Source organism: Mesorhizobium sp. A556 (assembly GCF_054489545.1).
This window is the reverse complement of the sequence record NZ_JBTMXA010000007.1, coordinates 181,526-206,129: the sequence shown is the minus strand read 5'-3', so window position 1 is coordinate 206,129 and position 24,604 is coordinate 181,526. Positions and strand designations below refer to the sequence as shown.

Annotated in this window: 17 protein-coding genes; 13 read left to right on the top strand and 4 right to left on the bottom strand. The window is 64.2% G+C overall.

Annotated elements, in window-relative coordinates; translation table 11 throughout:
• Positions 1-59 precede the first annotated feature (59 nt).
• Together ACX3P0_RS16015 and speB are read right to left on the bottom strand one after the other, a co-directional pair.
• Positions 60-1,148 (bottom strand): ABC transporter substrate-binding protein, encoded by a 1,089-nt coding sequence (locus ACX3P0_RS16015; RefSeq protein WP_459089939.1) that lies wholly within the window; start codon positions 1,146-1,148, stop codon positions 60-62.
• Between the two features lie 99 nt (positions 1,149-1,247).
• On the bottom strand, positions 1,248-2,303 hold the full coding sequence (gene speB / locus ACX3P0_RS16010) for an agmatinase (protein WP_459089937.1): 1,056 nt from the start codon (positions 2,301-2,303) through the stop codon (positions 1,248-1,250).
• Between the two features lie 179 nt (positions 2,304-2,482).
• Here speB and gcvA point away from each other — a divergent pair, with 179 nt between their 5' ends.
• Complete coding sequence (gene gcvA / locus ACX3P0_RS16005) at positions 2,483-3,424, top strand: transcriptional regulator GcvA (RefSeq protein WP_459089935.1); 942 nt, start codon at positions 2,483-2,485, stop codon at positions 3,422-3,424.
• A 10-nt stretch (positions 3,425-3,434) separates the two neighbouring features.
• Here gcvA and ACX3P0_RS16000 read toward each other — a convergent pair whose 3' ends face one another.
• Together ACX3P0_RS16000 and ACX3P0_RS15995 are read right to left on the bottom strand one after the other, a co-directional pair.
• Positions 3,435-4,871, bottom strand: a complete 1,437-nt coding sequence (locus tag ACX3P0_RS16000) for an aldehyde dehydrogenase family protein (protein WP_459089933.1) — start codon at positions 4,869-4,871, stop codon at positions 3,435-3,437.
• 187 nt (positions 4,872-5,058) lie between these two features.
• Positions 5,059-6,669, bottom strand: coding sequence for a phosphoenolpyruvate carboxykinase (locus ACX3P0_RS15995; protein WP_459089931.1), 1,611 nt, complete (start codon positions 6,667-6,669; stop codon positions 5,059-5,061).
• 359 nt (positions 6,670-7,028) lie between these two features.
• Here ACX3P0_RS15995 and ACX3P0_RS15990 point away from each other — a divergent pair, with 359 nt between their 5' ends.
• The 12 genes from ACX3P0_RS15990 (at position 7,029) to trxA (ending at position 24,501) form a co-directional block, all read left to right on the top strand.
• Complete coding sequence (locus ACX3P0_RS15990; protein WP_459077915.1) at positions 7,029-7,730, top strand: response regulator transcription factor; 702 nt, start codon at positions 7,029-7,031, stop codon at positions 7,728-7,730.
• A 22-nt stretch (positions 7,731-7,752) separates the two neighbouring features.
• Entirely contained in the window at positions 7,753-9,537 is a 1,785-nt protein-coding gene (locus tag ACX3P0_RS15985) for a stimulus-sensing domain-containing protein (protein WP_459089929.1), read from the top strand.
• A gap of 54 nt (positions 9,538-9,591) precedes the next feature.
• The gene (locus ACX3P0_RS15980) at positions 9,592-10,035 is read left to right on the top strand and encodes an HPr kinase/phosphorylase (RefSeq protein ID WP_459089927.1); all 444 of its coding nucleotides are present in this window, start codon (positions 9,592-9,594) and stop codon (positions 10,033-10,035) included.
• Positions 10,036-10,215: 180 nt separating this feature from the next.
• A complete protein-coding gene (locus tag ACX3P0_RS15975; RefSeq protein ID WP_459089925.1) occupies positions 10,216-10,617 on the top strand; it encodes a PTS sugar transporter subunit IIA in 402 nt (133 codons plus the stop codon).
• Positions 10,614-10,907 (top strand): HPr family phosphocarrier protein, encoded by a 294-nt coding sequence (locus ACX3P0_RS15970; RefSeq protein ID WP_459077689.1) that lies wholly within the window; start codon positions 10,614-10,616, stop codon positions 10,905-10,907. Before ACX3P0_RS15975 ends, ACX3P0_RS15970 begins: the two co-directional genes overlap by 4 nt.
• 165 nt (positions 10,908-11,072) lie before the next feature.
• Entirely contained in the window at positions 11,073-12,473 is a 1,401-nt protein-coding gene (gene ahcY / locus ACX3P0_RS15965; RefSeq protein ID WP_459089923.1) for an adenosylhomocysteinase, read from the top strand.
• Between the two features lie 197 nt (positions 12,474-12,670).
• Positions 12,671-15,226: a sensor histidine kinase gene (locus tag ACX3P0_RS15960; protein ID WP_459089921.1), complete on the top strand. Its 2,556-nt coding sequence runs from the start codon at positions 12,671-12,673 to the stop codon at positions 15,224-15,226.
• Between the two features lie 14 nt (positions 15,227-15,240).
• Positions 15,241-16,740 (top strand): tRNA (adenosine(37)-N6)-threonylcarbamoyltransferase complex ATPase subunit type 1 TsaE, encoded by a 1,500-nt coding sequence (gene tsaE / locus ACX3P0_RS15955; RefSeq protein ID WP_459089919.1) that lies wholly within the window; start codon positions 15,241-15,243, stop codon positions 16,738-16,740.
• Between the two features lie 23 nt (positions 16,741-16,763).
• On the top strand, positions 16,764-17,468 hold the full coding sequence (locus ACX3P0_RS15950; protein WP_459089997.1) for a nucleotidyltransferase family protein: 705 nt from the start codon (positions 16,764-16,766) through the stop codon (positions 17,466-17,468).
• Positions 17,465-20,593, top strand: coding sequence for a double-strand break repair protein AddB (addB, locus tag ACX3P0_RS15945; RefSeq protein ID WP_459089917.1), 3,129 nt, complete (start codon positions 17,465-17,467; stop codon positions 20,591-20,593). Before ACX3P0_RS15950 ends, addB begins: the two co-directional genes overlap by 4 nt.
• Positions 20,590-24,105: a double-strand break repair helicase AddA gene (addA, locus tag ACX3P0_RS15940; protein WP_459089915.1), complete on the top strand. Its 3,516-nt coding sequence runs from the start codon at positions 20,590-20,592 to the stop codon at positions 24,103-24,105. The genes addB and addA overlap by 4 nt, the downstream gene beginning before the upstream one ends.
• Positions 24,106-24,177: 72 nt before the next feature.
• Positions 24,178-24,501, top strand: coding sequence for a thioredoxin (trxA, locus tag ACX3P0_RS15935; RefSeq protein ID WP_459089913.1), 324 nt, complete (start codon positions 24,178-24,180; stop codon positions 24,499-24,501).
• The last annotated feature ends 103 nt before the right edge of the window (positions 24,502-24,604 follow it).

Genomic DNA, 24,604 nt, shown 5'->3' with positions numbered 1-24,604 from the left:
CTGCAAGACGGCTTGCCGTCATGGGCACCCTCCCCGCGAGGGGGAGGGTAAAGGCACCTTCAGCCGACGATCAGTTCCGTCCATTTCTGGTTCAGCCAGTCGGACTTCGAGGTATAGAGGTCGTAGCGCGGGATGATCGGCTCGATCTCCGACGACACCGCCGCGAATTCCTCGGGCGTCAGGTCCAGCACTTCCTTTTTCAGGGTAGGCGCCGTGCCGACCTTGCGCGACATCAGCCCCTGCTGGGCCGGCTGGCTCATATAGTCGATGAAGACATGCGCTTCCTCGCCCTTGGTCGAGGCGCGCGAAATAACCCAGCTGCCCGAATCCTGAATGCCGCCTTCCTTCGGGAAGGTCGAGCGGACCGGGTTGCCGTCGGCCGCCGCAAGGCCGGTAACGTCGTGGTAATACTGGCCCATCGGGATTTCGCCGGACTTCAGCGCCTGTTCGAACTGCGCCTCGTCGCGATACCACAGGCGCACGTTCGGCTTCACTTCGGCGAGTTTTTCGAACGCCTTGTTCAGGCCTTCCTCAGTGTCGAGGGCATTGGTACCGCCCATAAAAGTCTTGGCCGTGACTTCGAGCAGGAACGAGTTGGAAACCAGCGCCAAAAGGCCGAGTTTGTCGGCATTGGCCTTGTCCCAGAACGCCGCCCAGGAGTCCGGCGCTTCCTTGTAGACGTCGGTGTTGGTGACCAGCGTAATGTACCACGCCACCGCGCCGACGCCGCAGACGCGCCCGTCCGGATATTTGTTGACGAAGCGCTCGAGAATGTCGCCGCCATGCTTGATCTTTGTCATGTCGATCGGCTGCCACAGTTCGGTCGACTGGCCCTTCAGCGTCGCCACCTGCGACATCATCGAGATGTCGGCCGGGGCCTGATTGGCCTTGGCGGCCTGCTCGAGCTGCACCAGCCAGGCTTCGCCGGTCGGTTCCGCGACCGATTCCACCGCGATGCCGGTCTCCTTGGTGAAGGCCGGGAAAATATGCTCGTCGAAGGATTTCTTGAAGTAGCCGCCATAGACGCCGACTTTCAGCGACTTGTCCTGCGCGCGCAGGATAGACGGCATGGCGAGCACGCCCGCCGCCGCGATGCCAGCGCCGAGCACGCCGCGCCGGCTGATGGTTGAATCCAAAATGCGTTTCATGGCCTGTTCCTCCCAATTTTGCGGCAATGCGCCACGTTCCTGTTCATTAGAGCACCGAGACATCCGGGCATCAATGGATGCCCATCGCCTGCCTTCTTCTCACTTCTTGGCCAGCGCCGGGCTGAACACCATCAGGCTGAGGATTTCGAACAGCATCTGCGCGGCGGCATGCGCGGTATTGGTTGTGCTGTCATATTGCGGCGCGACTTCGACCACGTCGCCGCCGACGATGTTGAGGCCTTTCAGCCCGCGCAGCAGGTCCAGCACTTCGCGCGTCGTCAGGCCGCCGATTTCAGGCGTGCCGGTGCCGGGCGCGAAGGACGGATCGAGGCTGTCCACGTCGAAGGACACATAGGTCGGGCCGTCGCCGACGATCTTCCTCGCCCGCTCAATGATGGCCGGAATGCCAAGCCCGGTGACTTCCTCGGCATGGATGACGGTCATGCCGGATTCGTAGCTGAACTCCCACAGATATTCCGACGAGCCGCGAATGCCGATCTGGATGGTACGGGTCGGGTCGAGCACGCCGTCCAGCACCGCGTTGCGGAACGGGCCGCCATGGTGGAACTTGGTCAGGTCGTAAGCGCCGCCGGTGTCGCAATGGGCGTCGATATGGATCATGCCGACCGGTTGTTTCTTGCCGACCGCCTTCATGATCGGGTGGGTGATCGAGTGATCGCCGCCGACCGACAGCGGAATGACGCCGGCGTCGACGATCTGGTTGATGCGCTTTTCGATGTCGTCATGGCAGAGTTCGAGCCGGTAACGGCTCTGGAACGGAACGTCGCCGATGTCGGCCACGCGAAGTTCATGCGTTGGCGCGCAATCGAGCACATGGTTATACGGGCCGATGCGCTCGATGGTGCGCAGGGCCCTCGGGCCGAAGCGCGAGCCGTTGCGGTTGGTGACGCCGAGATCCATCGGGATGCCGATCAGCGCCACTTGCAGGTCACCGAAATCCGGGTTTTCTACCGAGATTTCCCGGTGCGGAGCGTCGAGCAGGGTCGGCATGCCGGCATAGGGCGCGACCCGCGTGCCGCTCTTGGAGAAAATCTTGTCGGCGACGCGCGCGAATTTCGGGTCGAACATTTCGCCGCCATGGCTCTCGCCATATTTGCTGCGCAAGGCGTCGAGTCGGTTGCGATCGAAACTCATTTATTCCTCCACTTTGCGGGCACCCTGCGTCGCCGGAATGCCGGTGCGCAAAAGGCTCCTCCCGCCTCAATACCTGTCCTGTCGTGAATGCCTCGACGGATTGTCGGAGACGCGGAGTAGAAAATCAATTGATATTGTTATAGGCGATTGTGTGAGAAAAACTCACAATTGGCGAAGCCATGTCCAAGCGATTGCCGCCGTTGAATCCGCTGCGCGCCTTCGAGGCGACGGCGCGCCATGCCTCGCTGACCAAGGCGGCAGCCGAACTGAACGTCACCCATGGCGCGATCAGCCATCAGGTCAAGGCGCTGGAGGGTGCGCTTGGCATAAAACTGTTCGAGCGCGCGGGCCAGCGGCTGAAGCTCACGCCGCACGGGGCCGAATTGCTGCCGGCGGTATCGGACGCCTTCGACGGTATCGCCGCCGCCACCCAGCGCCTGACGCGCCCCGCCAGCACCGGCGCGCTTTCGGTGTCCTGCGTGCCGGCGCTGCTGTCGCTATGGATGATCCCGAGGCTCGGCAGTTTTACCGCGCAATATCCCGACATCCGCCTGACGCTGATCGGTTCCAACGATGCGCAGGACATCCGCTCGCCCGATATCGACCTGTGCCTACATTATGGCGACGGCAATTGGGCCGACTGCTTCGTGCGCAAATGGTCGAGCCTCGAACTGTTTCCGGTGGTCAGCCCGACCCTGATCAACAACCGGCCGATCCGCAGCGTGCGCGACCTTGCCGACCACACGCTGCTGCATGGCGACGACGGGCGTGAATGGCGCACCTGGCTGGTAGCCGCCGATGCGGTCGATCTGGAGCGCGGCAAGCGCCACTATATGGTCGATGCGCGCCTGTCGATCGAAGCCGCGACCCACGGCCATGGCGTGGCGCTGGGCGACACGGTCACCGCCAGCGAATTGCTGGCCAAAGGGCAACTCGTTGCGCCCTTCGGCCTGTCGGTGCCTGCGGCCGATGACTTCTACGTTGTCTGCCGCAACGAGATGAAGGCGGCTCCCATCGTGCAGGTCTTCATCGACTGGCTGTTCTCGGAGAAGGACCAGGCCGACAGCCGAACTGCTGCGCCGGCGGCTGGCCGCAGCGTCAGGCGCGCCAAGCGCGCCTGACCGGTTCAGGTTACGCCAGCGTGTAGGCGGTCTTGACGGTCGTGTAGAACTCGGCCGCGTAGCGCCCCTGTTCGCGCGAGCCGTGGCTGGAACCCTTGCGGCCGCCGAACGGAACGTGGAAGTCGACGCCGGCGGTCGGCACGTTGACCATGACCATGCCGGCCTCCGAATTGCGCTTGAAATGGGTGGCGTGCTTCAGGCTGGTGGTGCAGATGCCGGACGACAGGCCGAACGGCGTGTCGTTGGCCAGTGCCAGCGCTTCGTCGTAGTCGCGGGCGCGGATGACCGAGGCCACCGGCCCAAAGATTTCCTCGCGGCTGATGCGCATCTGGTTGGTCGCCTCGGTGAACAGCGCCGGCTGCAGGTAAAAGCCCGGCGTTTCGCGGTTCAGCCTTTTCCCGCCGAAGGCAAGCGTGGCGCCCTCGTCGCGACCGATGGCGATGTATTTTTCGTCTTGGTCGAACTGGCTCTGGTCGACCACGGGGCCGATCTGCGTGCCGGCTTTCAGCGCGTTGTCGATCACCAGGCTCTTCAGCCTTTCGGTGACGGCGGAAACGAACTTGTCATGGATGCCCTCGGTGACGATCAGCCGCGAGGAGGCGGTGCAGCGCTGGCCGGTCGAGAAGAAGGCTCCGTTGACGGCGCATTCAACCGCCCCGCCGAGATCGGCGTCGTCCAGCACGACGAGCGGGTTCTTGCCGCCCATTTCCAGCTGGAATTTCCGGTTGTGCTCGACGGACGCCAACGCGACGCGCTTGCCGGTCGCAGTCGAGCCGGTGAAGGTGATGGCGGCGATGTCCGGGCTGTCCAACATCGCCTGGCCGACCACCGATCCCTTGCCCATGACGAGGTTGAGCACGCCCTTCGGCAGCCCGGCGCGGTGCAGGATGTCGACGATCGCCCAGGCGCAGCCGGGCACCAGTTCGGCCGGCTTGAACACGACCGTATTGCCGTAGCAGAGCGCCGGCGCGATCTTCCAGGCTGGAATGGCGATGGGGAAATTCCACGGCGTGATGATGCCGACGACGCCGACCGGGTCGCGGGTGATCTCGACGCCGACGCCGGGGCGGACGCTGGGCACTGTTTCACCGACCAGCCGCAACGCTTCGCCTGCGAAAAAGTCGAAAACCTGCGCGGCGCGCACGGTCTCGCCGATGCCCTCGGCGAGCGTCTTGCCCTCTTCACGCGCAAGCAGCCGTCCCAGTTCGTCCTTGCGTGCCAAAATCTCGTCGGCCGTCTTGCGCAGGATGGCCTGGCGTTCCAGCAGGCCCGAGCGGGACCATTTGGGGAAGGCTGCCTTGGCGGCTGCGATCGCGGCCTGCGCATCCGCCGTGCTCGCCCGAGCGTATTCACCCACCACATCGGTGGTGTCGGAAGGGTTGATGTTGGCGATGGCGTCGCCGCCGACCCATTCGCCGTCGATCAGGTTCCGGTGCAATTCGCTCATGTCGATATCCAGTCTTTGGGGAAGGTGCTCAAGCGCATCGCGTCGTATTGAACGCGTGCTCGTTGTCCCCGACCTAGCCTCTGGGCGTGTCGGGTGCAAGGTTGCACGTTCGCGCGGCAAGCGAAAAAGGCCGGTATCGGGCGACCCGGTCACGGCGGTTCGCCGTCACCGGATCAGGGGCGTGAGCCTATTCCGCAGCCTGCTGCATGGCCGGTGCGGCGGCGCGAACCGTGGCATCGACGTGGCTCTCGAACTTCTCGAAATTGGCGATGAACATGCCGACCAGTTTGCCGGCCTGCCGGTCATAGGCGGCCTTGTCGGTCCATGTGGAACGCGGATCGAGGATCGCGCCGTCGACGCCTTCGACCGCCACCGGCACCTCGAAGCCGAAATTGGCGTCGGTGCGGAATTCCACCTCGTTCAACGAACCGTCCAGCGCTGCGGCCAGCAGCGCGCGCGTCGCCTTGATCGGCATGCGCTTGCCGGTGCCGTAAGCGCCGCCGGTCCAGCCGGTATTGACCAGCCAGCAATCGACCTTGTGCTCGGCGATCAGGTCGCGCAGCAGATTGCCGTATTCGGACGGATGGCGCGGCATGAACGGTGCGCCGAAGCAGGTCGAGAACGTCGCTTCCGGCTCGGTCACGCCCTTTTCGGTGCCGGCGACTTTCGCGGTGTAGCCGGAAAGGAAGTGATACATCGCCTGCGCCGGGGTCAGTTTCGCCACCGGCGGCATCACGCCGAAGGCATCGGCGGTCAAAAGGATGATGTTTTTCGGGTGCCCGGCGCGGCCGGTGACGCTGGCGTTGGGGATGAAATCCAGCGGATAGGCGCAGCGCGTGTTTTCCGTCAGCGAGCCGTCGTTGAAGTCCGGCACGCGGTTTTCGTCGAGAATGACGTTTTCCAGCACGGTGCCGAAGCGCTGCGTCGTGGCAAAGATTTCCGGCTCGGCTTCCGCCGAAAGCCGGATCGTCTTGGCGTAGCAGCCGCCTTCGAAGTTGAAGATGCCATGCGGTCCCCAACCATGCTCGTCGTCGCCGATCAGCGTGCGCGACGGATCGGCGGACAGCGTCGTCTTGCCGGTGCCGGACAGGCCGAAGAACACGGCGGCGTCGCCGCCCGACCCTTCATTGGCCGAGCAGTGCATCGCCATCACGCCCTTTGCAGGGAGCAGGTAGTTGAGCGCGGTAAACACCGACTTCTTCATTTCGCCGGCATAGGAAGTGCCACCGATCAGCACGATCATGCGCGTCAGGTCGACGGCGATGATGGTTTCGGTTCGTGCGCCGTGGCGAGCCGGCTCGGCGCGGAACGACGGCAGGTCGATGATCGTCATCTGCGGCACGAAGCTGGCAAGCTCGGCCGTCTCCGGCCGGATCAGCAAATTGCGGATGAACATGGAATGCCACGCCAGTTCGGTGACGACGCGCGTCGGCAGCTTTAGGTCGGCATCCGCGCCGCCGACCAGATCCTGCACATAAAGGTCCTTGTCGGCCGCATAGGCCAGAAAATCGGCAAGCAGCGTCTCGAACTGGGCAGGCGAAATCGCCTTGTTGTTGTCCCACCAGACATGGTTTTCGGTAGCGTCGTCGCGAACGATGAATTTGTCCTTGGCCGAACGGCCGGTGTGCTGCCCGGTCAGGGCGACCAGCGCGCCATGGGCGGTAAGCCTGGCTTCGCCACGCCGGATGGCATCTTCGCAAAGGGCGGCGGCGCCAAAATTATAGCAGACCGTGCCCGTCGTGGTGAGTCCGATCGCCTCGATCCCGCAAGCGGGATTGCGTGTGCCCAATTCAGACATGGTGTACCCTTTTTCGATTATACGCATATGCCCCGCCTGCAGCGGGAACAATTCTTCGGAAGGCAGAGTGGTCAGAAACAGAAAAGCCAAACGATATCAAATCATTAATCGATTTAAAGATTTTGAAAGTTGTTTAAATCGTTTAAAGGTGTAAAAAACTTTCGAGGGTCCCAAAGGATTGGCGGGCACGTTTCGTCCAATCGTCAAAAAATGTGCCAATCGTCAAAAAATGTGGTTGTGGGCTCCGGGCAGGCTTTCGTGACGGCGAATGGACCACGTGCCACATTTTGTACCAAGTTTGTCCTGCACAAGCCCTTTCTGCTAAAGGAAGGGATCTGCTCATGAGGGAGCCTCTTGATATGGCCACGATCGCGCTCGTAGACGATGACCGCAACATTCTGACTTCGGTTTCGATTGCGCTTGAATCGGAAGGATACCGTGTCGAGACTTACACGGACGGCGCCTCGGCCCTGGAGGGGCTGGCGGCACGCCCGCCGAATCTCGCCATACTCGACATCAAGATGCCGCGCATGGACGGCATGGAACTGCTTCGCCGCCTGCGTCAGAAGACCGATCTGCCGGTCATCTTCCTGACCTCGAAGGACGACGAGATCGACGAATTGTTCGGCCTGAAGATGGGCGCCGACGATTTTATCCGCAAGCCGTTCTCGCAGCGGCTTCTGGTCGAGCGCGTCAAGGCGGTGCTGCGCCGGGCAAGCGCGCGCGACGCCGCCACCAAGACCCCGAACCAGCAGGCGCGCTCGCTGGAGCGCGGCCAGTTGGTCATGGATCAGGAACGCCACACCTGCACCTGGAAGGGTGAACCGGTCATCCTCACCGTCACCGAGTTCCTGATCCTGCATTCGCTGGCGCAGCGGCCCGGCGTGGTGAAAAGCCGTGATGCGCTGATGGATTCGGCCTATGACGAACAGGTCTATGTCGACGACCGCACCATCGACAGCCACATCAAGCGGCTGCGCAAGAAGTTCAAGCAGGTCGACGACGACTTCGAAATGATCGAGACGCTTTACGGGGTCGGCTACCGGTTCCGCGAAGCCTGACTACGCCGGGAATAGCGACGGGATGGCGTCGAAACCACAGACAGGACAGTCGGGGGCCGCCGTCAGGCGGAGGCGTTGGCCCTTGCCTAAATTCCTGACGCGGCTGACGGTGCCGGCCCGCCGCTTCCTTGGCCATCACATCTTTTCCAGCCTGACGCGCCGCATCCTGTTCCTCAACCTGGCCGGGCTGGCGGTCCTCGTCACCGGTATTCTCTACCTCAACACGTTCCGCGACGGGCTGATCGACGCGCGGGTCGAAAGCCTGATGACGCAGGGTGAAATCATCGCCGGCGCCATCGCCGCTTCCGCTACGGTCGAGACGGATTCGATCAGCATCGATCCGGAGAAACTGCTGGAACTGCAGGCCGGCGAAAGCGCCGGACCCGGTTCCGACCAACTGGACAATCTCGATTTCCCCATCAACCCGGAGCGCGTGGCGCCGGTGTTGCGAAGGCTGATCTCGCCGACCCGCACCCGCGCCCGCATCTACGACCGCGACGCCAATCTGCTGCTCGACTCGCGCCATCTCTATTCGCGCGGGCAAATCCTGCGCTACGACCTGCCGTCGGTCGACGAGGAAAAGCCCAGCATACTGGAACGGGTGGAGAGGTTCATTTTCGGCTTTTTGCGCAACGCTAACCTGCCGATCTACCATGAGCAGCCGGGCGGCAACGGTGCGGCCTTCCCGGAAGTCATGCGGGCGCTGACCGGCAGCCCGTCGACCATCGTGCGCATCTCCGAGCAGGGCGAGCAGATCGTCTCCGTCGCGGTGCCGATCCAGCGCTTTCGTGCGGTTCTCGGCGTCCTGATGCTGTCGACGGAAGGCGGCGACATCGACAAGATCGTCACGGCGGAGCGCAAGGCGATCCTGCGCGTGTTCGGCATCGCCGCTTTCGTCACCGCCATCCTGTCGCTGCTGCTCGCCTCGACCATCGCCAATCCGCTGCGCCGGCTTTCCGCTGCCGCCGTTCGCGTGCGGCGCGGCGTCAAGAATCGCGAGGAAATCCCCGATTTCTCCGACCGGCAGGACGAGATCGGCAATCTGTCGGTGGCCGTGCGCGACATGACCAATGCGCTTTATGCCCGCATCGACGCCATCGAGAGCTTTGCTGCGGATGTTTCGCATGAACTGAAGAACCCGCTGACCTCGCTGCGCAGCGCGGTCGAAACCCTGCCGCTGGCCAGGAACGACAGTTCCCGCGACCGGCTGATGGAAGTCATCCAGCACGACGTGCGCCGGCTCGACCGGCTCATCACCGACATATCGGACGCCTCGCGGCTCGATGCCGAACTGGCGCGCGAAGATGCCGGGAAGGTCGACCTGAAGAAATTCATCACCGAACTCGTCGCGGTTTCGCGCGAAGCGACGCGCAACAAGAAGGTGGTGGAAATCGAGTTTCATGCCGCCAAGCTGCCGCAAGGCGCGAAAAACTACGAGGTCTCCGGTCACGATTTGCGCATCGGCCAGGTCATTACCAATCTGATCGAGAATGCGCGCTCCTTCGTTCCGGAAGAGCACGGCCGCATCGACATCTCGCTGGCGCGGACCGGCAAATTCAACATCGTCACCATCGACGACAACGGCCCCGGCATAAGGCCGGACGCGATCGACCGCATTTTCGAGCGGTTCTACACCGACCGCCCGTCCAGCGAAGCCTTCGGCCAGAATTCAGGCCTCGGTCTGTCGATCAGCCGGCAGATTGTCGAGGCGCATGGCGGCACGCTGACCGCCGAAAACATCCCAGGCACCAAGCCCGGCGATATCCGAGGCGCGCGCTTCGTCGTCGCCCTGCCGGCCGAGGGGTAGGGGTGCGACTTTAATGCCTGCGCTCGAAATTGCCCCGTACAGCCTCGCGCTCCAATGAACATCCACGGCACCGCCATCCTGATAGGCGACCGGGGTGTTTTGATCACAGGCCCGTCCGGCTCCGGCAAATCGTCATTGGCGCTGGCGCTGATCGACCATTTCTCACTTCGCGGCCAATTTGCCGTCCTGGTCGGCGACGATCAGCTTTTCGTTGCCGGCCATGCGGGGCGGCTGGTCTGCCGGGTGCCCCCCGCCATCGCCGGCCTTGTCGAGGTTCGGGGCCTTGGTCCGAAGCCGGTTCTTTACGAGGCCGCCGCAGCCGTCGATCTCGTCATTCGCCTGGTTCCCGCCGGCGAGATGCAGCGCATGCCGGACGAAGCCAGCCTGGCGATCGAAGGATGCAGCCTGCCGGCGCTGTCTCTTGCCCAACGCAACGTCGCTGCCGCCTTGCCGGCGATTGTCGCCCGCCTGGAATGCGTTCCATTTCGACCGGATTGACGGCGTTTCAAGCCTGATCCCGGCCGAATTGCCGTCGCCTTGCGTCAAAATGGCCGCCCAAAGCTCAATTTGGGGCTTGTAAACGCGCCTCGCCTCGACAAGATAGCGCTCCCGCCGCCGGGATCGACCGGTGAGTGTAAAGCGTGTCGGTGAAGGGTTGATGACGGGAGCCTCCAAAGAATGATCGGCCTCGTGCTTGTGACGCACGGTCAGTTGGCTACCGAGTTCCGCCATGCGGTGGAGCACGTTGTCGGGCCGCAGGAAAATTTCGAGACCGTGGCGATCGGTGCCGACGACGACATGGAGCAGCGCCGGCGCGACATCGTCGATGCGGTGGCGAAGGTCGATACCGGCACCGGCGTCATCGTGCTGACCGATATGTTCGGCGGCACGCCGTCGAACCTCGCCATCTCGGTCATGCAATCCGGCCGCACCGAAATCATTGCCGGCATGAACCTGCCGATGCTGATCAAGCTGTCCAGCATCCGCAAGGGTGACGACATGCAGGCCTCGCTCGACGAGGCACAGGCCGCCGGGCGCAAATATATCAACGTTGCCAGTCAGTTGCTTGTCGGCAAATGAGCGCCGGATCGCAAGCAGATCAGATCGTCCGTGATTTCCAGATCGTCAACCAGCGCGGTCTGCACGCGCGTGCCTCGGCCAAGTTCGTCCAGGTGGCGAGCAGCTACCAGGCGACGGTCGATGTGGAAAAGGATGGCGTCAAGGTCGGCGGCACCTCGATCATGGGCCTGATGATGCTGGCGGCAAGCCCCGGATGCGCCATTCGCGTCATCGCCAGCGGGCCGCAAGCCGCCGAGGCGATCGATGCCTTGGGCGAACTGATCGCCGCCCGCTTCGGCGAAGAGGTCTGATCCCGGCGCCACGCACCACCTGCCGTCATGGCAAGGTATGCACAGATAAAGATTTCCTTATATCCCATTGTCGTTTCGGGCCCGATCTGCTAGGCACGCATCCAATTCGCGCCTGTACTGTCCGTGCCGCGCGCATTCGCAAGCAACGCTCAGTGGAGAACTGCCATGACGGGTAGCAAGGATTATGTGATTGCCGATATCGGCCTTGCCGGCTGGGGCCGCAAGGAAATCGAGATTGCCGAGACCGAAATGCCGGGCCTGATGGCCTGCCGCGAGGAATTCGGCAAGGCGCAGCCGCTGAAAGGCGCGCGCATCACCGGTTCGCTGCACATGACCATCCAGACGGCGGTGCTGATCGAGACGCTCAAGGCGCTCGGCGCCGAACTTCGCTGGGCTTCCTGCAATATCTTCTCGACGCAGGATCATGCGGCGGCGGCTATTGCCGAGGCCGGCATTCCGGTCTTCGCCGTCAAAGGCGAGACGCTCGAAGATTACTGGACCTACACCGACCGCATCTTCCAGTGGACCGATGGCGGCCTCACCAACATGATCCTTGACGATGGCGGCGACGCCACCATGTATATCCTCACCGGCGCACGCGCCGAGGCAGGCGAGGACGTGCTGTCCAACCCGCAAAGCGAGGAAGAGGAATATTTCGTCGCCCAGATCAGGAAGCGCATGAAGGCTTCGCCTGGCTTCTTCACCAAGCAGCGCGATGCCATCAAGGGCGTCACCGAAGAAACGACCACGGGCGTCAACCGGCTCTATCAGTTGCAGAAGAAGGGCCTGCTGCCCTTCCCGGCGATCAACGTCAACGATTCGGTCACCAAGTCGAAATTCGACAACAAATATGGCTGCAAGGAATCGCTGGTCGACGGCATCCGTCGCGGCACCGACGTGATGATGGCCGGCAAGGTCGCCGTCGTTTGCGGCTATGGCGACGTCGGCAAGGGCTCGTCGGCTTCGCTCAGCGGCGCGGGCGCCCGCGTCAAGGTCACGGAGGTCGATCCGATCTGCGCGCTGCAGGCTGCCATGGACGGCTTTGAAGTGGTCACGCTCGAAGATGCCGCCCCGACCGCCGACATCGTCATCACCACCACCGGCAACAAGGACGTCATCACCCTCGACCATATGCGGGTGATGAAGGACATGGTCATCGTCGGCAATATCGGCCACTTCGACAACGAGATTCAGGTGGCTGCGCTGCGCAACCTGAAATGGACCAACGTCAAGCCGCAGGTCGACATGATCACCTTCCCGGACGGCAAGCGCATGATCCTTCTGTCGGAAGGCCGCTTGCTCAATCTGGGCAACGCCACGGGGCATCCAAGCTTCGTCATGTCGGCGTCCTTCACCAACCAGACGCTGGCCCAGATCGAACTGTTCACCAAGCCGGACCAGTACGAGAACCAGGTTTATGTGCTGCCCAAGCATCTCGACGAGAAGGTGGCGCGCCTGCACCTCGACAAGCTTGGCGCCAAGCTCACCACGCTCAGCGGCGAGCAGGCCGCTTATATCGGTGTGACCCCGCAAGGTCCGTTCAAGGCAGACCACTACCGCTATTAACCATAGCGTAAGCCTACACAAGATATTGTAGCCGGGCGATTGACAATCGCCCGGCTTTTATTTTTGCGCCGGAACCGGCTTCACGCCGATTCGGCGAGCGTTTATGGTGGGGTGATTCGCTTTCGTTTTGGCCGGACGGGGTCGGCATGGGCGCAATCGGGGCGGTCTTGCATTCAGGCGGCGGAGAGGACCAGGACATGCCGGGGAAAACCCCGCTTAACGCGGGAAAGGCCGTTTCCGGCGGCCGTGAGGATTCGGGGATCGAGAGCAATGCGGCCAACAGCGCCCATTGGCGCCGCTCGTGCCGGGTCGCCATGCTTCTCGCCGGTTCGGCTCTCGCCCACGCACTTTCCAGCTTGCCCGCCCATGCCCAGAGCGCCCGCGCCCGTGCGCCGATTTCGTTCAACACGGTCGACGTCATGCAGGCGGCAGTCTTCGCCGGCGTCATGGGGGCGGCCCTTTTGCTGGCCATCGTGCTCATTCGCGAGCGGGCCCGTATTGCGGCGGAAAACGTAACGCTCAAGAGCCGCCTGGCCGACACAGGCGCCAGCCTGCAGCGTTACGAGGCGATGCTCAACCTGCGCGACCAGCGCGTCGTCGTCTGGGGAATGGACAACAGGAAGCCCGAACTGGTGGGTGGGCTGCCCATCGACAGCGGTGCCCCCGAGGAGCGGGCAGCGTTCCTTGCTTTCGGGCGATGGTTGACGCCGCGCTCGGCGGCCACGCTCGAGCACGCCATCGCGGCTCTGCGCGAAAAGGGAGCAACGTTCGACTTTGTCGCCGAAACTCAGGCGGGGATGCCGCTGGACGTGCATGGCCGCAAGAGCGCGGCCCAAATCATGGTCCGCTTCGTGTCGCTGTCGCAGACCCAGCGAAGCCAGGCCCGGTTGAAGCTGGAAAACCAGCAGCTTGCCGAAGACAACGACACCATGCTCGGTCTTTTCTCGGCCCTCAAGATGCCGGTGTGGATGCGCACCGCCGCTGGACGCCTGAAATGGGTCAACCGTGCCTATGCGCAGGCCGTAGAGGCGGAGGATTCGGGAACGGCGGTCCGCGAAGAAAAGGAATTTCTGGGCGGCCAGGCACGTGAGGCGATTGCCGAGCAGCAAAAGCTGCGGCCTGTCTTCGAGCAGGCGCTCTCGACCGTCATCGAAGGCGATCGGCGCATCTATGCGGTCACGGATTTCAACGGTCCCTACGGCTCTGCCGGCCTTGCCAGCGACACCAGCGCCGTCGAGGCGATCCACCGCGAATATGAGCGGACGGTAAGAAGCCATGCCGATACGCTCGACCAGCTCAACACGGCTGTTGCAACCTTCGATACCGACGAAAAGCTGCGCTTCTTCAACCAGGCGTTCCAGAAACTCTGGGGCCTGGACAGCGGCTTCCTGCACAGCGCGCCCGACAATGCGCTGCTGCTCGACCGGCTGCGCAGCGAAAGCAAGATCGCCGAGCAGCCGGAATGGCGGCGCTGGAAGGAAACCCTTCTTTCCGCTTACCGCTCCGTGGAGCCGCAAGAGCACTGGTGGCACCTGCCCGACGGCAAGACCATCCGCGTCGTGGCCAATCCGCAGCCCAAGGGCGGCGTGACCTGGGTGTTCGAGAACCTGACCGAGAAGATCGATCTGGAAAGCCGCTACCAGACGGCGGTGCGCGTGCAGGGCGAAACGCTCGACAATCTGGCCGAAGGCGTCGCCGTGTTCGGCCCGGACGGCAGGCTTCGCCTTTCCAATCCGGCTTTTGCCGCGCTGTGGGGGCTGGATCATGAAGCCATCACGCCCAGTGTCCACGTTTCCGCGATCCGCGACCTGTGCGCGCGCAAGGCGGTCGACAGTCCCTGGGGCGGGTTTGCGGCGACGATCACCGGCTTCGACGAGGAACGGCGCGACCGCCACGGCCAGACCGAACTGGCCAGCGGCAAGATTTTGAGCTTCGCCGTCATCCATTTGCCCAACGGCCAGGTCATGACGACCTTCGTCGACGTGACCGACAGCGTCCAGGTTGAGCGCGCGCTGAAGGACAAGAACGAGGCGCTGCTGAAGTCGGACCAGCTCAAGAACGATTTCGTCCAGCATGTTTCCTACGAGCTGCGCTCGCCGCTGACCAATATCATCGGCTTCACCGAGCTTTTGTCACTATCGTCCACCGGGCCGCTGACGCAGCGGCAGAGCGAATATGTCGAGCATGTCGGCTCGTCGTCGGCGGTGCTGCTTACCATCGTCAACGATATTCTCGATCTCGCCACGGTCGATGCCGGCATCATGCAGCTCGAGATTTCCGAAGTTCCGGTGGAGGGCGCGATCGCGGCTGCTGCCGAACTGGTATCCGACAGGCTGGAAGAGCACGCGATCAAGCTGGAGATCGACGCCGGGCAAGCGCCCAAGAGCTTCCATGGCGACGAAATCCGCGTCCGCCAGATACTCTACAACCTGCTGAGCAACGCTGCCAATTACGCGCCGGAAGCAAGCACGATCAGGCTTGCCTGCCGTCAATCTGCGGATGGCGTGGAGTTTTCCGTGCATGACGACGGGCCCGGCATGTCGCAGGACGTGCTGGATTCGGTGTTTCGCCGCTTCGAGCCGCGTGCCAATGGCGGCCGCCGCCGGGGTGCAGGGCTCGGCCTGTCGATCGTCAAAAGCTTCGTCGAACTGCATGGCGGCAGCGTGCATATCGAGACGGGCGAGGCCCTCGGCACCACCGTTGTCTGCACGTTCCCGACCGTTCCTGCCGGCCTTCGTGCCGCCGCAGAATAGGGCGGCGCAGGCGGATGCTGGAGCGCTTTCTCGCCGACGATGCGGCAACGGCCCGGCTGGGCGAAGACCTCGCCATGGCGCTGCGCCCCGGCGACGTGCTGGCGCTCTCCGGTGACCTCGGAGCCGGCAAGTCGACGCTGGCGCGCGCCCTGATCCGGGCGCTGGCCGATGACGAAAACCTCGACGTGCCAAGCCCGACCTTCACGCTTGTCCAGAGCTATGACGCGCGCTTTCCGGTGCATCATTTCGACCTGTACCGGCTGGCATCTGCCCATGAACTCGATGAACTCGGTTTCGACGAGGCGCTGAACACAGGTGCTGCGCTGGTCGAATGGCCGGACCGCGCCGGCAACCGGCTGCCACCGACGACCATTCTGATCGAACTCGACCATCGGGACGAGGGCCGTCTCGTCCGCCTGTCGGGACAGGGAATAGCCTTCGAGCGCATCGCCCGCTCGCTTGCCATGCGCGATTTTTTAGACCGTGCCGGCTGGGGCGCGGCCGCGCGTCGACACTTTGTCGGCGACGCTTCCGCCCGCTCCTACGAGATCGTGAAGCTGGAAGGTTTTGCACCCCGCGTATTGATGAATTCGCCTGAACTGGTGCTGGGGCCGCCGGTGCGTGACGAAAAACCCTATGCGGTGATCGCCCACACGTCGCGCACGGTCGCCGCATTCGTCGCCATCGACCGCGCCTTGGCGGAAGGCGGCGTCAGCGTTCCGGAAATTCATGCGCAGGACCTTGAGCAAGGCTTCCTGCTGACCAGCCATCTCGGCTCCGGTAATTTTCTCGACGCCGAGGGCCGGCCGATTGCCGAGCGTTACGCTGCGGCGGCAGAATTGCTCGCCATGATGCATGGAGAACCATGGTCCTACCACCTGGAAGCAGCCCCCGGCATCTTCCACGATGTGCCGCCCTTCGACCGTGACGCCATGATGATCGAGGCCGAACTTCTGGTCGACTGGTATGTACCGGCGGTCAGCGGCGCACCGGCGACCGAGGAATTGCGCGCAGGCTATCGGCGCGAGTGGGACGCCCTCATAGACCGCCTCGACGGTCGGGAAACCACGCTGATGCTGCGCGATTTCCATTCTCCCAACATCATCTGGCGCGACGAGCGGCAGGGTCGTGACCGTCTCGGCATCATCGATTTCCAGGACGCGCTTGTCGGCCCCGGAGCCTATGACGTCGCATCGCTGGCCATGGATGCCCGCGTTACCGTGTCGCCGGAGATCCAGACAACAACCCTCGACGCCTATATCGCGGCGCGCCACGCCGCCGGCGCCTTCGAGGAGGAAGCCTTTCGCGAAGCCTTTGCTATCATGGCGGCGCAGCGCAATTCCAAGATTTTGGGCATTTTCGTGCGCCTCGACCGTCGCGACGGCAAGCCCGCTTACTTGAAACACCTGCCGCGCATTCGCGATTACCTGCGCCGGGCGCTGGCGCATCCGGCACTGTCCGGCCTGCGCGATTTCTACACCGAACACGGCCTGCTGGAAGAACGAACGCTTTGACCGCGCCCGCTCCCAAAACTGCCATGGTACTCGCCGCCGGCCTCGGCAAGCGCATGCGGCCGATCACCGAAACCATGCCCAAGCCGCTGGTGAAGGTCGCGGGCAAGACCCTGCTCGACTGGGGACTGGACAGCCTGGCTAACGTCGGTGTCGCCAAGGCCGTCGTCAACGTTCACTATTTCCCCGAGCAGATCGTCGCCCATACCGCTGGCCGTACCGCGCCGAAAATCGTCATTTCCGATGAAAGCGGCGGCCTGCTGGATTCCGCCGGCGGCATCGTCAAGGCATTGCCGGAACTGGGCGATGCCCCTTTCTATGTGCTCAACGCCGATACGTTCTGGATCGACCACGGCGCATCCAGCCTTGCGCGACTCGGCTTGGCATGGGACGACGCGAGTATGGATATTCTGCTGATGCTCGCGAACATCGGCTCGGCAACCGGCCACAGCGGCGGCACGGATTTTTCGGTCGCACAAAACGGCGCGCTACGCCGCTCGATGGGCGACCCGGCCGGCCTGATCTATGCCGGCGCGGCGATCGTCCATCCGCGCATTTTTGACGGCGCGCCTGCGGGGCCGCATTCCCTGAACGGCTATTTCGATGCGGCCATCGCCAAAGATCGCCTGTTCGGCATGGCCATAGACGGCAGCTGGATCACGGTCGGCACGCCCGACGCCATCCCGCTTGCCGAAGCCGCCGTCGCTGACGCGCTCGCCGGGACGCCATGAACAGCGCGCGGCGCGTTCTTTCCATTCCACCCGGTGCGCCGTTCCTGCCGACCCTGGCGGAAGCGCTGCTTTCCGGCACGTTCATTCCCGGCTTTCGTCACGATGGCGATCCATTGGCGCTGGCCAGCGTGACAATCTACGTGCCGACACGCCGCGCGGCGCGCGCGCTTCGCGGCGTCCTGGTCGAGAGGATGGGCGGCGGCTCGGCCATCCTGCCGGTCATCCGCCCGCTGGGCGAATTCGACGAGGATGACGCGCTGTTCGAGAGTGATGCGCCGGAAAGTGCGGCCGCGCTCGACCTCGCGCCGCCTATTGCGGGCATCGAACGGCTGCTGCTGCTGGCCCCGCTGGTGCGCGCCTGGAAACGCCGGCTGCCGGCTCATGTCGCGGCCCTGTTCGAGGAGGAGATGGTGGTGCCGGCCTCCGCCGCCGACGCCATCTGGCTGTCGCGCGACCTGGCCGACCTGATGGATGAGATCGAGACGGAAGGCTCCGACTGGACAAAGCTTGCCGATCTGGTCACGGGAAACCTGGCCGGCTGGTGGCAGGTGACGCTCGATTTCCTGAAGATCGTCACCGAAAACTGGCCGGCGCTACTGGAAGAGCTGGACCGCTCCAACCCGGCCGCACATCGCAGCGCCTTGATCCGGCTGGAGGCCGCCCGGCTGAAGCGCAACCCGCCTGCCGGGCCGGTCATTGCCGCCGGCTCCACCGGCTCCATTCCCGCCACCGCCGAACTTCTGTCGGTGATCGCCGGCCTGCCGCTCGGCGCGGTCGTGCTGCCCGGCCTCGACCAGACGCTGGACGACGCGTCCTTCGCTGCGATTTCCGCCGCCGATGCAAGGCCCGCCCTTCTTGGCCATCCGCAATACGGCCTCGCCAAGCTCATCGGCAAGATCGGGGTTTTGCGCCGCGACGTCGGGGAAATAGGCGAAAACCCGCTCGCACTGCGCACGGCATTGATCGGCGAGGCGCTGCGGCCGGCGGAAACTACCGAATTCTGGGCGGAAACGAGAGGCCGGTTCGCTGCCGACGACATTACCGCCGCCTTTGCCGAGGTCACGCTGCTGGAAGCCGCAAATGAGCGCGACGAGGCGGCAGCCATCGCCATAGCGCTGCGGCGCGCGGTCGAACTGCCCAGCCAGCGTGCAGCCCTGGTCACCGGTGACCGGGCGTTGGCGCGACGCGTCTCGGCCGAACTGCTACGCTTCGGCGTTGTTGCCGACGATTCCGGCGGCACGCCGCTCAGCCAGACGCCACCGGCAAGCCTGCTGCGGCTGGCGCTTGAAGCCGCTTTCCACCCCGGCGACCCGGTCGCCCTGTTGGCTCTGCTCAAGCATCCGCTGCTGGCGCTCGGGCTGGATCGCCCTGTTGTGCGCCGCGCGGGCGAAGTGATCGAACTGGTCGCCTTGCGCGGCGGCACCGGCCGACCGGACATCGCCACGCTGCCCGACCTGTTCGAGGTGCGGCTGACTGCGGTGAGTTCCGCCAGCCGCGAACCTTTCTGGCTCGCCCGTCTGTCTGCCGGGGATTTCGAACAAGCGCAAAACATGCTTGCGCGCCTCGCGGACGCCTTGTCGTCGTTGATCGCCTTGCGCGGCGCCGGCGAAACCGAGCTTGCCGCTCTGGTGCAGGCCAGCATTGTTGCGCTGGAAAATCTCGGCCGTGCTACCGACGGCAGCCTCGGCCTTCTTTATGCGGATGACGCCGGCGAAAAGCTGGCCGAATTCCTGCGCGGGCTGGTGGCGACCACCGTACCCTTCTCTTTCGCGGCGGAGGAATGGCCGGATGTGATGGAGGCGCTGATCGCGCCGGAAACGGTCAAGCCGTCACGCGGCAGCGACAAGACCATCGCCATCTGGGGCGCGCTGGAGGCGCGGCTGCAAAGCGTCGATACGCTGGTGATCGGCGGGCTGAACGAAGGCGTATGGCCGCGCAAGGCCCAGAGCGACCGCTTCATGTCGCGGCTGATGAAAACCGGGATCGATCTGGAGCCGCCGGAACGCCGCATCGGTCTTGCCGCGCACGATTTCCAGATGGCGATGGGCGCGCCCAAAGTGGTGCTGGCGCGCGCCGCCCGCTCGGGCGATGCGCCGGCGGTGCCGTCGCGTTGGCTGCAGAGGCTGCTGACCTTCGTCGGCAAGAACCATGCGGGCGAAATGCGCCGGCGCGGCAATGAACTGCTTTCATGGGCGCGCGCGCTGGATGCCGGCGAGAAGCGCGATTTTGCGCCGCGCCCGCAGCCGACGCCGCCGGTTGACGTGCGGCCCCGGCATTTCTCCGTCACCGAGATCGAGACGCTGCGCCGCGATCCCTATGCCGTCTATGCCCGGCGCATCCTTGGCCTGATGCCGCTCGATCCGGTAATCCGCGATCCGGGCGCTGCGGAGCGCGGCACGCTGTTCCATGCCATTCTGCACCTGTTTTCCCGCACGGTGTCCGATCCCCGCGATCCGGCGGCCCTCGGGGCGCTGATCGCTGCGGGCCGCGCTTGCTTTGCCGAGGCGGCTTTGCCTGCCGATGTCGAAGCTGTCTGGTGGCCGCGCTTCGAAAAGCTCGCCGTTGACTTCATAAGATGGGAGCGCGAACGGGCTCCGAATGTGGCGCATCGCCACGCCGAAGAACGCGCCGACAAGACGCAAGTCGGCCAGTCCGGCGTGACGCTTTCCGGCTATGCCGACCGCGTCGATCTGCTGGCCGGCGGCATGGCCGATATTCTGGACTACAAGACCGGTTCCTCTCCCTCCAAGGCGCAGGCGCATACGCTGCTTGCGCCGCAACTGGCGCTGGAAGGCGCGCTGCTTCGGCGCGGCGCTTTCCAACAGCTTGGCGCGCGCGAACCGTCGCAACTGGCCTTCGTGCGGCTTAAAGCCAATGGCGAAGTGTTCGAAGAATCCATCCTTGAATACAACCGCCAGCCGCGCACTGCCGCCGATCTTGCCGAAGAAGCCTGGGCGCGGCTCGAAAAGCTGCTGGTCCACTACCACGACCCGGCGGCCGGCTATTTGTCGCGGGCGCTGCCGTTTCGCGAAGGCGAGACGGACGGCAATTACGATCATCTGGCGCGCGTGCTCGAGTGGTCGGCCGGCGGCGACGCCCCCGAAGAGGGGAGCGGCGAGGCATGAAAAGAATCTATCCGATCCCGCCGGAAACCTTGGCCAACCAGACGCGCGCCTCCGATCCCGGCAATTCGGCCTGGGTGTCGGCCAATGCCGGCTCCGGCAAGACGCATGTGCTGGCGCAGCGCGTCATCCGGCTGTTGCTGCGCGGCACCGATCCGTCGAAAATCCTGTGCCTGACCTATACGCGCGCGGCCGCCGCCAACATGGCGAACCGGGTCTTTTCGACGCTGTCGGAATGGACCGAACTGCCCGACGACGACTTGGTCGCGAGAATAAGGGAACTGGACGGCAAGACGCCCGACACGGCCCTGATGCGACGGGCGCGGCGGCTGTTTGCCGAGGCGCTGGAAACGCCGGGCGGCCTGAAGATCCAGACCATCCATGCCTTTTGCGAATCCGTGCTGCACCAGTTTCCGCTGGAAGCCAATATAGCTGCCCATTTCGAGATGCTCGATCCGCAGATGGAGGCCGCCCTTTTCGCTACCGCGCGACGCGACATGATTTCCGGCGCCAGCGGCGGCAATTTCGAACTGGCGGAAGCCTTCGCCACCATCCTCGAGCGCGGCGGCGAGGCAGGCCTCGACGCGCTCCTGGGCGAAATCGTGCGCAAGCGCGACGGCCTGCGCGCCTTCATCGGCCAGATCGGCGGCGACGGCACCGGCTTTCAGGCGCTGTTCGACGAATTCGGCTTTCCGACTGGCCAGACCGCCGAGGATATTGCGCTTGCTGCCTGGCCGTTGCCTGGTTTTCCGTCTGACTATTTCGCCGCCTTTGCCCGCGTTGCCGAGATAACCGATGCCCGCTCGGTGCTGAACAATATCCTGCCGCATGCAATTCCCGCCTTTGCCGAAGCCGATCCCGTTCGCCGGCTGCACCTGCTTGCCAAGGCTTTCCTGAAATCGGATGGCGCTCCCTACGGTTCGAGCACTTTCAAGAAAGCGATGCTTGGCCAACTGCCCGACTTGCCCGAGCGCTATCTGGAGGCAGCCGGCGCGATCATCGAAATAAGCGACAGACTGGCGCTCTATCGCATGCTGGAAGGCACCCGCGCCGCGCTGACCGCCGCCGACTGGCTCATCGGCCGCTATGAGCAGATGAAGCGCGGGCGCGGCTTCCTCGATTTCAACGACCTGATTACCCGCACCGTCAATTTGCTCAAGCGCACCGATGCCGGGCCGTGGGTGCAATACAAGCTCGACCAGGGCATCGACCACATCCTGCTCGACGAGGCGCAGGACACAAGCCCCGACCAGTGGGAAGTGGTGACGCGGTTGGCCGAGGAGTTTTTTGCCGGGCAGGGCGCGCGCGACGGCACCTTGCGCACCGTCTTTGCGGTCGGCGACGAAAAGCAGTCGATCTATTCGTTTCAGGGGGCCGCGCCAGAATCCTTCGACGAGAGCAGGCTCTTCTTCTCCGGCCACGTCAAAAATGCCGAGGCCGATTTTGCCGACCTCAAGCTGACCTGGTCGTTTCGCTCGACACAGGATGTCCTGTCGGCGGTGGACCGCGTTTTTGCCTACCCGGAAGTCCGGCGCGGCATCAGCCATGATACCGACCCGCTCGACCACAAGGCAATCCGCGACGATGCGCCGGGCTATGTGGAGGTGTGGCCGTCGATTGGTGCCGATACGGTGGACGAACCCGACGACTGGACGCTGCCGGTCAACCATCTGCGCGCGCCGGCCGTGCTGGTGGCGGAGCATGTAGCGGAAACGATCCAGAACTGGCTGGCTAACGGCGATATCATCGAGGGCAAGGGCCGGCCGATCCGCGCCGGCGATATTCTGGTTCTGGTGCGCAAGCGCGACCGCTTCGTGCATGCGCTGTCGCGCAGCCTGAAGAACCGGCACATCCCGATGGCCGGCGCGGACCGGCTCAGCCTGCCCGGCCATATCGCGGTCAAGGACCTGATCGCGCTCGGCCGCTTCCTCATCCAGCCGCAAGACGACCTGTCGCTGGCCGCCGTGCTGCGCAGCCCGATCTTCGACATTTCCGAAGAAGCGCTGTTTGCGTTGGCGGGAGCGCGCGGAAAAGGCGTCTCGCTTATTGCCTCGCTGCGCGCCCACTCGGGCACGGATGCCGCGCTGGCCGCCGTGGTGGAGCGGCTGGACGGATGGGCGAGCGAGGCCGCCTTCAAGCCAGTTTTCGAGTTCTATGCCGGTCTGCTCGGGCGGGACGGCCTGCGCAAGAGGATGATCGAGCGGCTGGGGCAGGAGGCCGGCGACATTCTGGACGAGTTTCTGAATTTCTGCCTGGCCGAGGAACGCACCGGCCTGCCGGGGCTGGAGGCCTTCTTGGCGACGCTGGAAAACGCCGGCCCCGAGATCAAGCGCGAGATGGACCAGGGCCGCGACGAGGTGCGGGTCATGACCGTGCACGCCGCCAAGGGGCTGGAAGCGCCGGTGGTGTTTCTGGTCGACGGCGGATCGGCGCCGTTCAGCGACCAGCATCTGCCGCGCCTGATGCCGTTTCCTGCAACCGGTCAACATTGGCAGGGCAAGGGCTATCTCTGGCGCGCCGCCAGCGACGTTGCCAACAGTTTTTCGCAAGGGGCGGCCACGCGCGCAAAGGAACTGGCCGACGACGAATACAGGCGGCTGCTCTATGTCGGCATGACGCGGGCCGAGGATCGGCTGGTGGTTTGCGGCTATCACGGCAAGCGCGCGCCGAACGCCGGCATCTGGCATTCCATCGTCAGCCGCGCGCTGCTCGGCGCGCCTGAAAGCGAGGAGCGTCCGCATCCGGTCACCGCCGAGCCGGTGTACCGCTTCCAGGTAACGAGCCTGCCGCCCGTCGCGCCGAAATCGGTCGAGGCGGAACGGCCATCCGAGGATTTTGGGCCATTGCCGGCATTTCTTTCCAACGCCCTGCCCGTGGACGAGGACCTGCCCCGGCCCTTGTCGCCTTCCGGCGCGTCGGCGCTGATCGATGAGGCGAAGGAACCCGTCATTGATGTGCGCTCGCCGGTGCTGGACGCCGAGAACGAACCCGGCTTTGCCGTGCTGCGCGGACTGGCGTTGCACAAGCTGCTGCAGATGCTGCCCGGCGTAGCTCGGCATGAGCGGCGAAGTGCTGCCGAGCGGTATCTGGCGCGCGCCGGTGCCGGCTGGCCCGACAGCGAGCGCGCCCGCGCGCTGGCATCCATCGATGCGATCCTCGATGCGCCGGATTTCGCGCCGATCTTCGGCCCGGATTCGCGGGCCGAAGTGTCGATCATGGGCAGCCTGGAAATCCGGGGCAAAAAGCGGTCAGTTTCCGGTAAGATCGATCGCCTGGCCGTCACGCCCGACGCGGTGTTGATTGTCGATTACAAGACCAACCGGCCGGCCCCTGCCTCGCTCGCTGAGGTTCCCGCCGCCTATATCCTTCAGCTTGCGCTCTACCGTGCGCTGCTTGCGCCGCTCTATCCGGGTCGGCGGGTCGCCGCCGCGCTGATGTTTACCGAAACGCCGCTGCTGCTGGAATTGCCGGTCCAGGCGATGGAGGATGCTCTTGCCCGACTCACGGCAGCGTGACACAAACTGGCTTGAACCAGGCGGCGTCCGCCACCACATATTGTGCGACATTGAACCGAAAGGAACCCAAGCATGGCCACCGTCAAGGTCGATAACAGCAATTTTCAGGCCCATGTGCTCGACGCCAAGGAGCCGGTCGTGGTCGATTTCTGGGCGGAATGGTGCGGCCCCTGCAAGATGATCGGACCCTCGCTGGAAGAAATCGCCACCGAACTCGGCGGCAAGGTCAAGATCGCCAAGCTGAACATCGATGAGAACCCCGAGCTTGCCGCGCAATTCGGCGTACGCTCGATCCCGACCCTGATCATGTTCAAGGGCGGCGAAGTCGCCGACATGAAGGTGGGCGCTGCGCCCAAGACCGCGCTTTCGCACTGGATCAACGCCGCCGTCGCCTGATCCGCAGCCGTTTCACGAAGCAAAGCCCGGCCTTCGCGCCGGGCTTTTTCGTTGAAGGGGTGTCGAATGCCGGTCGATCTCACGTGCGCCGATTGCGCAAACG